Source organism: Desulfobulbus rhabdoformis (assembly GCF_016919065.1).
GTDB lineage: Bacteria > Desulfobacterota > Desulfobulbia > Desulfobulbales > Desulfobulbaceae > Desulfobulbus > Desulfobulbus rhabdoformis.
Genome location: NZ_JAFFQA010000177.1, coordinates 1 through 407 on the forward strand (window position 1 = coordinate 1; position 407 = coordinate 407).

1 pseudogene is annotated in these 407 nt (G+C 71.3%); it reads left to right on the forward strand.

The features are described from left to right. Nucleotides 1-407: pseudogene (gene pppA, locus JWJ90_RS22980) on the forward strand (serine/threonine phosphatase PppA); the annotation flags it as partial.

Genomic DNA, 407 nt, shown 5'->3' on the forward strand with positions numbered 1-407 from the left:
GTCAGCTACTACAGGTCGGCCAGCTACAGCCACGTCGGCATGGTCCGCAAGGTCAACGAAGACGCCAGTCTCGACGCCCCAGAGTCGGGACTCTGGGTGGTCGCCGACGGCATGGGCGGCCACGCCGCCGGCGACTTCGTCAGCAGCCTGATCGTCGATACCCTGCGGCGCATCCCGGCGGCCTCCTCGCTACCGGCCTACGTCGGCGCGTTGCGCACCGGCCTCGCCCAGGTCAACGAGCGGGTTCGCCAGGAGGCCGGCCTGCGTGGCGTCAGCGTGATGGGCAGCACCCTGGTACTGCTCGCCGCGCGCGGCAACCAGGCGAGCTGCCTGTGGGCCGGCGACAGCCGCCTGTACCGCCTGCGCGGCGGCGTGCTGGAAGCCATCTCGCGGGACCACAGCTACGT